The sequence below is a fragment of the Ruegeria sp. AB8 genome, from assembly GCF_056542605.1.
Window position 1 is genome coordinate 1 of the sequence record NZ_JBQGAB010000053.1, and the last position, 8,268, is coordinate 8,268.

General features: G+C 51.3%; 7 protein-coding genes. 3 read left to right on the top strand and 4 right to left on the bottom strand.

The features are described from left to right. Positions 1 to 337: EamA family transporter (locus tag ACR0CG_RS23215; protein WP_480527840.1), on the bottom strand; the 337-nt coding region annotated here is incomplete at its 3' end. A gap of 185 nt (positions 338 to 522) precedes the next feature. Here ACR0CG_RS23215 and gntH (ACR0CG_RS23220) point away from each other — a divergent pair. Then, on the top strand, positions 523 to 1,650 hold the full coding sequence (gene gntH / locus ACR0CG_RS23220; RefSeq protein ID WP_480527841.1) for a guanitoxin biosynthesis MBL fold metallo-hydrolase GntH: 1,128 nt from the start codon (positions 523 to 525) through the stop codon (positions 1,648 to 1,650). Between the two features lie 166 nt (positions 1,651 to 1,816). Here gntH (ACR0CG_RS23220) and ACR0CG_RS23225 read toward each other — a convergent pair whose 3' ends face one another. From ACR0CG_RS23225 to gntH (ACR0CG_RS23235), 3 genes are all read right to left on the bottom strand, one after another. After that, entirely contained in the window at positions 1,817 to 2,932 is a 1,116-nt protein-coding gene (locus tag ACR0CG_RS23225; RefSeq protein ID WP_480527842.1) for a HupE/UreJ family protein, read from the bottom strand. A gap of 160 nt (positions 2,933 to 3,092) precedes the next feature. Beyond that, positions 3,093 to 4,904, bottom strand: coding sequence for a hypothetical protein (locus ACR0CG_RS23230; RefSeq protein ID WP_480527844.1), 1,812 nt, complete (start codon positions 4,902 to 4,904; stop codon positions 3,093 to 3,095). A gap of 9 nt (positions 4,905 to 4,913) precedes the next feature. Continuing rightward, positions 4,914 to 6,095 carry a guanitoxin biosynthesis MBL fold metallo-hydrolase GntH gene (gene gntH / locus ACR0CG_RS23235; protein ID WP_480527846.1) on the bottom strand — a complete coding sequence of 394 codons (1,182 nt, stop codon included), beginning with the start codon at positions 6,093 to 6,095 and terminating at the stop codon, positions 4,914 to 4,916. 137 nt (positions 6,096 to 6,232) lie between these two features. On the opposite strand from gntH (ACR0CG_RS23235), the gene ACR0CG_RS23240 reads away from it, so the two are divergent. Next, positions 6,233 to 6,814, top strand: coding sequence for a TetR/AcrR family transcriptional regulator (locus ACR0CG_RS23240; RefSeq protein WP_480527847.1), 582 nt, complete (start codon positions 6,233 to 6,235; stop codon positions 6,812 to 6,814). Positions 6,815 to 7,371: 557 nt separating this feature from the next. Continuing rightward, complete coding sequence (locus tag ACR0CG_RS23245) at positions 7,372 to 7,593, top strand: hypothetical protein (protein ID WP_480527849.1); 222 nt, start codon at positions 7,372 to 7,374, stop codon at positions 7,591 to 7,593. Positions 7,594 to 8,268: the final 675 nt, after the last annotated feature.

Here is an 8,268-nt window from a genome sequence, read left to right on the forward strand (position 1 = left end):
ACACCGGATAGGTCATGTAGAGCACACCCACTGTCGATGCGGGCAACTTCTCCAGCGCCGTTACATATCCGATCCAACCAATCCCCATTACGGCTCCGGCTGAAAGACCCCAAGTGATCTCTCGCCATTCTTTTCGGTGTACAATGAGAACAGGAAGCAGAAGAATAGCCGCAACAATGTAGCGGTAGAATGCGACCGCATACGGTGCAACTCCCTGTTCGGTTAGGCTGCGGCTGAAGTAGGGAACCAGGCCGAAACAGATTGAAGCAAAAAGAACACCAAAAACGGCAAATGCGTAAGGGATGGATGGTCGATTTCGCGCAGATGTCGTTGCCATAATCTGGAGCTATCACGCATTTGCATCTTCGTCTTCAGAGATTCTACGAAAGACTGCTTTGTCCCGCACATCGGTCGTTCACTGAATTTTTCTGAGCGACCGCGCTGAGCCCAAAGCAGACGTCCGACTTTGGAATGAAGTGATTTAGTTGTACGATGGAATGCGTCAGCAAGTCGGAGGAAGCTGTGCGTCTAAGATTATTACCGGCATTGAGTTTTGTATTTGCATCGATTTGCTGCGGCGCTGCTTCAGCTGGTTCATCCGGAGAGAGAAAGTTCTATTATCCAAACACAGAGCCGCTCGGTGAAGCGGAGATGCGAGTTATCTCGCTGGGAACTGGAACACCTAATTTTCGACATTCCCAAGCGTCAGCGTCGTGGTTGGTTGAACTTGGCAATGGCGACAAGTTTCTCTTCGATGTCGGAACCGGTTCGTTAGCAAACTTAGCCGCTTTGGAAATCCCATACACTTATCTCGACAAAGTGTTCATCAGCCACTTGCACGTAGATCATATAGGAGACCTCGATGCACTTTTTGTGGGTGGCTGGGTGTCAAACCGAACGGTTCCACTGCAGATTTGGGGGCCAAGTGGCTTAAAGCCAGAATACGGGACCGCTGCGGCCATGGATGGCCTCCAGAAAATGTTGGCCTGGGACGTGGCAGGCCGGCGCGGGAATATGCCCTCCGCAGGTGGACACCTTTCGGTGACTGAGTTCGACTATTCGCAGACACAAGTAGTTTATGAAAGCGACGGTGTTGTCATTCGATCCTGGCCCGCGATTCACGGCATAGACGGTTCAGTGTCCTACAGCTTGGAGTGGAAAGGACTAAAATTCGTCTATTCAGGTGACACCAACCCGAACAAGTGGTTCGTGGAGAACGCTAAAGAAGCGGATCTTGTCATTCACGAATGCTACTTAACGATCCAACAATTCATCGATATCAAAAACTACGACCCTGAACGCGCCAGATTAGTGGCAACCGTGGTTCACACGCCACCAGACGCGTGCGGAAAACTATTCTCGATGATCGAGCCGCGGCACGCGATTGCCTACCATACATTTGCCGATTTCGATATTGCTCCCGAAACAATAGCTGCAATCCGAAAGACCTATGACGGACCGCTCACTTTGGCTCAGGACATGCTTGTTTGGAATGTTTCGGAAGATGCCGTAGGTGTTCGAGAGATCATTGGATCAGAGAGTCCATTGCCTGTTGACCCTCCAACTCTTGCGGGCCCACCTGACCCTAACGAAAGAACAGAGTTGTCAGATTGGCTTAATGCAGGTCGCCTAAATCTTAGCGGAGACTAGCCTGCAATGTGCTATGTGAATCTATCGGCTGCTTTGACTGCAAAGTAGACTTTGAGCAGAATTCACTGACTGACCGGTATAAGCCCAATCTGTCTTATGCTACGGAACAGCCGAATGTGCGCTTTTCTCCCAGGCGGCCATCACGGCACGCGCCATCGCAATGACCTTAAGCCAGCGTGGAGTAAACCTCGGCAACTCGCTGAAAGGTCCAGAAGAAGGCGATAGCCGCGCATCCACCGGCTAAGCCCACACGTAGGGACATCCACAAACTGGAGTTCACGCGTCGACACATTATCAAGGCAGGCCAGAGCGCAAGAATAATGGCGACCTGGCCAAGCTCGACGCCAAGATTGAATGCAAGCAAGCTCTGCCAGATGTTTGGGGATGTAACCTGCAAAATCTTGTGCAACACAAAGCTAAACCCAAGCCCGTGCAAGAGGCCAATCAGCGTTGTCAGAAGCACCATCGTGACCTCAGAGCGCGCGCTGTCCTTAAAACTCATAAACGCTGCGACGGCTGCAAAAATGATAGATAGCGCGATCCCGGCTTCTACGGCAGGAACAAACCACGCGCCCGATGGTATAAACCCGAAAAACCCCAGCGACAGCGTTACGCTATGCCCAACGGTAAAACCGGTTGCACGCAGCAATAGCGCCCTGAGGGTCTGCGCTCCAATGACCAAACACACAACAAACAAAACATGATCCAACCCTTCGAGGATATGTCGTATGCCTTCCCAGACGAAGCTGAGGAATCCTCCATACCCCTTCTTCTGAATCACCAATGGTTCAGTCATCAGACCCCGAGATCGGAAAATCTGAGGTGTGTCTGACGCGTAGTCGAGAATAAGGTTGGCCGTTTGGTCCTGATCCGGCAAGCCGGGGTCTAGCACGCTAGCAATGCTGTACGATTGCACCGGGCCGATAGTGTCATAATACAGGACGAGATCAACAATCGTGTCACCTACATAAAGCGGTGGCGCTAAGGCCGTTTCGGTGTCTACTGCCAGTTGAGCCTCGGCCAAAGTTGCAAATCCGGGCTCATTTCCAACGCGATGCAAGCGAACGGACTTAACAGTTCCTCTTAAGCGCTGATTGTCGACCAACAGATGCAACCCACCTTCAGCGAATTGCCCCAGCCCATTAGGTTCGCTCATGACAGCCTGCAAGTCGACAAAGTGGACCAACTGATCGTCGCTCATGGCATTAGTCGTGAATGGTGCAGCTTTCGGCAAGGCATCACCATTCTGATCACCGACCTTGTCTGCAACCAGATAAGGCATAGGCGTACGGATGTAGACACGCAGACCATCTTCGGAATGCTCGACATGGGAAATTCGAACGTTGAGGTTAAGCAGAAAATGGGCCGAGGCTGACGGCGTCAGTAACAAAAACACACCGACAAACAGAGCTCCGAAAGCAAAAAACTTTGGTCTTAAACACCTATGCATTTGGATCGCGAGCCTCGATTACAGTCAATCCATCCAGCTTCCATTGCCCTGACTCAGGTATCACCTCGGCCAGCACCCGAAACGTAACGGCGCGCATATGGGCGTGCCCCCAATGACCGCCTTGGGCTTTCACTGTCCATTTGGCCAGAGTGCTAAATCCACCCGGTTTGAGGGTCGGGTCAACGCGCTCTAAACTCAGGTCTCTTATATCAGTAACCGTAGCAAGACTGCCACCTGGCGTTCGGATTGCGAGGCCACGTTCTACCTCTGTTGCGATGTCGCCAAGAGATGCTGCCGTTACAATGTGGGCCAGCTCTGCCTTTCTTGCTGCCGGCGAAGTTTCCAGCGTCACCGTGGTCAAGTTTTCGACCATCAAGCGCAGTATGTCTTCCGCAACCTGCTGCTCAGGGGGCTCGGGCTTATTCCAGAGTAATACTGGCAAATATCCCGAAAATACAAACGTTGCCGAAGCAGCGGCAATCATAGTCACGCAACTGGCACGCTTTGCAACTTTGCCCTTGCTCAGCAGGAAAAAGCCAAGTGAGGCGGCACTGATCATCCCGGAGATCAAAGTCATTGCCGGGTTCTGCCGTGTCTGCTGCTCAACTGGAATCTGAGTAACAGATGCTCTTTCGTATTTGAGCAAGTGGTTCTGCCAATGAAACTGAGGGTCTGCTGGTGTCAAAGCTCCAAAGAATGGCCCGGCGATATCGTTTGAAATGGTCGCAACGCGGGAATTTTCCTCGTCAAACATATCCCATGTGACCGTCACCTGATCGGGAAGGTCCGACGAAGAGAAAGACAGGATGGCTCCGATAAACGCATTGTTCACGGACACTTGCTTTCCGGGCTGGACAACCTGAAAACCCTGCGATGTGAGCTCCAAGAGTTTTGCTGTAGCGTTTGACGGTTGCACTAATTTGCCATCAATTGACACCGGGTTACGAGAAGCCAAAAAGGACGCCGCCCAGTTTACGATCAAGGCGCTACGCTGTGGTGAAAGCGTTTGCCCCACTTCGAAAGTTTCACCAATCCAAGGCGCCAGTTCACGCAAGCGGATCCGCGTTTCATGCCGAACTTCACGAGGTTCGATGTAAAGAAAGGTGGACGTCCCGTCCTGAGCTTTTCGATTCAGGCTTTCAGCAGAAAAGCGGCTATCCCACGGATCAGGCCAGTGAATCTTTAACTCTGCCGGCTTTGACAAAAAACTGAAATCCGTGACCGGAACCTCACGGTCAAAAACCTGCATCCCAATAGTCACCAGTGGTTCTCCATCCCGCGATGGAGGCACTATAGTCAGCTCCTTGGGAACTGAGTTTTGAAACGGAAAGAACAGTTCGACGAAGAGAACACGCGAATCTTTTGGCGGGCTGGGAACTATTTGACCCGAGAATGGATCGCGCTGACCTGCAAGCGGCGAGGCCCTATCTTTGCGCGTTCGGTATTCTATCTTTCTGATTTCAGCGTTTAGGGTCCGTTCGTCGCTCCCAACAATCGAAAGCGCACGGCTTTCGGCTTGCGCATAACCTTGATTGGTTTCTTGTTCAGCCTCCGGCTCACCCCCGACGAAATCTGATGACCATCCTATTGGCAACATATCCGCAAACAACGGAATATCTTCGACATAGATCTCAAGGTCGACGTAGACGGCATCATCTTTGACATGAAAGACAGCAATATTGGGGGCAACTTCTGACCCGTTTGTCAGAACGACATCCGCCGAAACGACCTGTGCACCTGAGGCCATCAGGCTCAGCGTCAGGAATACTCGGTAAAGATACTGCCAAATCGGAATTTTGTTCACCCCTGAAGGTTAGTTATCCGGCATTGGCGGTGGCGTGTAACCCTCCCATTTTCCCGCATTGACTTTGTCGGACGGCTCTTTTTCTTTTGAACGCGGGGCATTGATGTACTCATCGCTCACAGCGGGTGGCAACGCATAGTCATCAACACTCGCTTCCCGAACAACGATCTGGTCCTTGGTCACGTTGATCACCTGTAGATCTCGCGCGAGCGTCAGAGGCCCATCGTAAGTCGAACGGACGCCTTCCAAAATCGCCTGATAATTTTCTGGTGAAAGAACAGAGTGATATCCGAGGGCCATACGCGGCTCGACCGCAGACATGACTTTGCCAAACGCCGCAGGTTCGGTATGAACGCGCGTAGCTACATACGTCGCCTGTTTCATGTCCCAGCCAAAATACGGGGCCAAAGCATCAGGTGGAAGAAACGCCTCGTGAGAAGCGATGTCCGCACCTTTGGCATATTCTACATACCATTTGTTTGGGTAAGTATCTCCGCCAAAGACGTATTTCAGTCCATTCCATTCCAGAGAATAACTTACCGAGCCATCTAAGCTGTGGATAGCAGGCCAGGACCGGATCGTGACGTCGTTCTCCTGAAAAACGATCTCGTTTTCCTGCATGTAATCGAATTCAGTGACTTCAAGCTTGGCGCCGTCATCCGGCAGCGCGCCCGTTCGCGTGGCCAAGTCCCAGGCGTAAGCTTTGGACATGCCATCAACATAGGCTTTAGTGCCCAGTTCATCTTCTGATCCGGACGGGCCGAAGATGCGGAGCGGGGTATATCTGCCTGAAAGCCACCCCCCAACGTGGAGGCCCATGAAATCTCCAACGTGGTCGACATGCAAATGGCTGAAGAAGACCTTGTCGATTTTTGCAAAATCCGGTCGCAACGAAAACAAGTTTCCAGTTGCACCCGTGCCCACGTCAAACAGGAAAACGTCTCCATTCCCCAGTTCAACATAAAACGAAATCGAAACTGCTGCCTTGGTTTGGTTAGGCATACCCGTCCCCAATGCCGTGATACGCATTTCATCCTCGCCGAGGATTTCAGTGTTAGGAAAGTAAGACGCGGGATATACACCGTTTTCGATTTCAGTGGCACTCCGACCCGTCGGCAAGGCGTTTTGGGCCGTGGCAGTGCCAGCCAGTGTCACGCCTAATGCAATCAATGTACCGGCTGCGGTTTTCATTAAGTTATTCATTGATCCCCCCTTCAAAGCGAAGCCTCGTAAGAGAACACGAAACCGTGAGCCTCTCGTTCACCATAGACATCTCTACGGTAAGTCCATAGACTGCTCCATGTCAAATAAAGAATGCTGTAATCTGAATGTCAGAATCTATCACTCGCAACTCACCAAAAAACGCCGCGACCAAAGAAGACTGGATATTGCTAGCGTACAACGTACTCAATGAGGGCGGCGTTTCCGCAGTAAAGGTCGTGCCAATGGCAAAGCGACTGAACCTGACAAGCGGCAGCTTTTACTGGCATTTCAAGAACGTCCGTGAGCTTTTGGATGAGGTTCTCAGATATTGGGAGCAGGAACTGACTGACAAAGTGATCGCACAGGCAAAGACATTTGGCGGTCCCCCGGAAGACCGCATTCTTCTTCTTATGAAAAAGGTCATAGAAGAGAACGCCGCCTTGCCAGATCACGCTGTCTCAGTGTGGGCGAATACCGATGAGAAAGTAAGAGAGGCGTATCAAAGAACCATCGGCAAACGATTCCAGTTCGCCGCCTGGATGTTTGAACAGGCCGGGTTTTCGAAAGAAGAGGCGAAAGCGCGTGGAAGATTGATGGTTACTTCGCTGATGGGTGACTCCTCGACCGGTCTGAAAGCGCGAGGCGATTGGGAAAAGGTTATAGAGCGGGAACATGCAATTCTTGTCGGAAAGAAGAAGATAGAATAAAAGTATTGTCCGGCATTGTGAGTTTGCTCGAAACGGACCGCCAGTTTCAAATTGCACTGTAGGAAGATCACACGCAACAATGCCAGATGCCGACGTTCAGTATCTGACGACGCTTTGCTGCTGGTGCTACAACATCTACCTCGAAGACAGATTTGAAGGAGCTGAAGCGAAATGGCCGACAGATCTTAAGCTCAACGTCGCTGATCGCTTTCCAGACCTGGTGAGCGCTGAAACGACATCGCTATTGCCGAGCATTGGTCCTGGCAGGCTGGTCTTGCTTGGCTAGTTCCTCGCAGAGGCGGAGCATCTGGTTCGAGCGAACTGTGAGACTCCGATTCAAGTGCAGATCTCGGATGTGACGACGGGCTCAGACGGTTCAATCCAGATCATCTTCCGTCGGTACGATCAATGCCTGGGTCTCCCGCTCAAACGTCTCGTACTGGACAGCAAGCGCACATGTGCAAGATGTGGTCATGTCGGGGGTATCGTACCGAAGAAGCATAAGGCAACTGCCCTGTGCGCGCATTGTCATGAGCAAGGCGATTGGAATCCCTTCGATGAGTGATGAGTTTTCCGATGAGGAGACCTTTGGACGTCCGTTGGAGTCGATCCCTCTTGATGACCTGATTTATGAGCTGAAAGCACGGCTGAAAGAAGGTTCAGATGCATGGCTAGCACTTCTGACGACTGTACAAGAGCACATCGTGGACGCTGCTCCAGCTGATGGACCCGCAGAATGGACAGACATCTGGATTAAAGAGAATAAGTGGCCAAAGTGACCGAAAAAGACAAAATCACAGAAGGGTCTGGTAGCGTCTATCAAGACCTTGGCCTCCCGGAACCAACAGTCAGCCCCCTATTCTGCGACTTAAGGATCGTCGCCGTCCAAGACAGCTTTTACCCGATTGAGATCGCAGTTTTGAGGGTGATCGATAACAAGCACACATCTGGAGTGCGCCCATTCATCCTGCGCGATCATGGCCACAACAGGTTCTGGCTGCGTCTCCAATCGACCTGTCGACGGCTCTGGCCGCTGAAGAAGTAGCAAACCAAACACTCGATCTCATCGAGCTCTGTGAAGCCGGATGCGTCTACTGTAGGGACGCGCATAACGCTGCATTCCTAACATTGATTTTATTCAGAAAATCTTGGGGTCTTCGCCCATAATTTTGCGCAGCATTTGCGCATAAGTTTGCACGATTTGCCCATAAGTTTGCACGGTTCACTATACACGTTCAAAATTCGATTGTCGTAGCGTAATACGATCAACTTTAACGCATCAAAACTCAATCAAAAGTGCATTCTGACTGGTATAATTCAACCCAAACCGAACAACACAACTCAATCGCGAGGTCGCGGCAAATTGGACGTGTCGCGGTTTGATGCCGCTCCTTTGATAGCATTTATTGCAGCAAAGGAGATGAACTATGGGAACGAAACGAACGGACGAGTTT

Coding starts and splice junctions, on each gene's coding strand:
- ACR0CG_RS23225 (WP_480527842.1), bottom strand. CDS start 2,932: ATGCCTTATCTGGTTGCAGACAAGGTCGGTGATCAGAATGGTGATGCC.
- gntH (WP_480527846.1), bottom strand. CDS start 6,095: ATGAAAACCGCAGCCGGTACATTGATTGCATTAGGCGTGACACTGGCT.
- ACR0CG_RS23240 (WP_480527847.1), top strand. CDS start 6,233: ATGTCAGAATCTATCACTCGCAACTCACCAAAAAACGCCGCGACCAAA.
- ACR0CG_RS23245 (WP_480527849.1), top strand. CDS start 7,372: ATGAGTGATGAGTTTTCCGATGAGGAGACCTTTGGACGTCCGTTGGAG.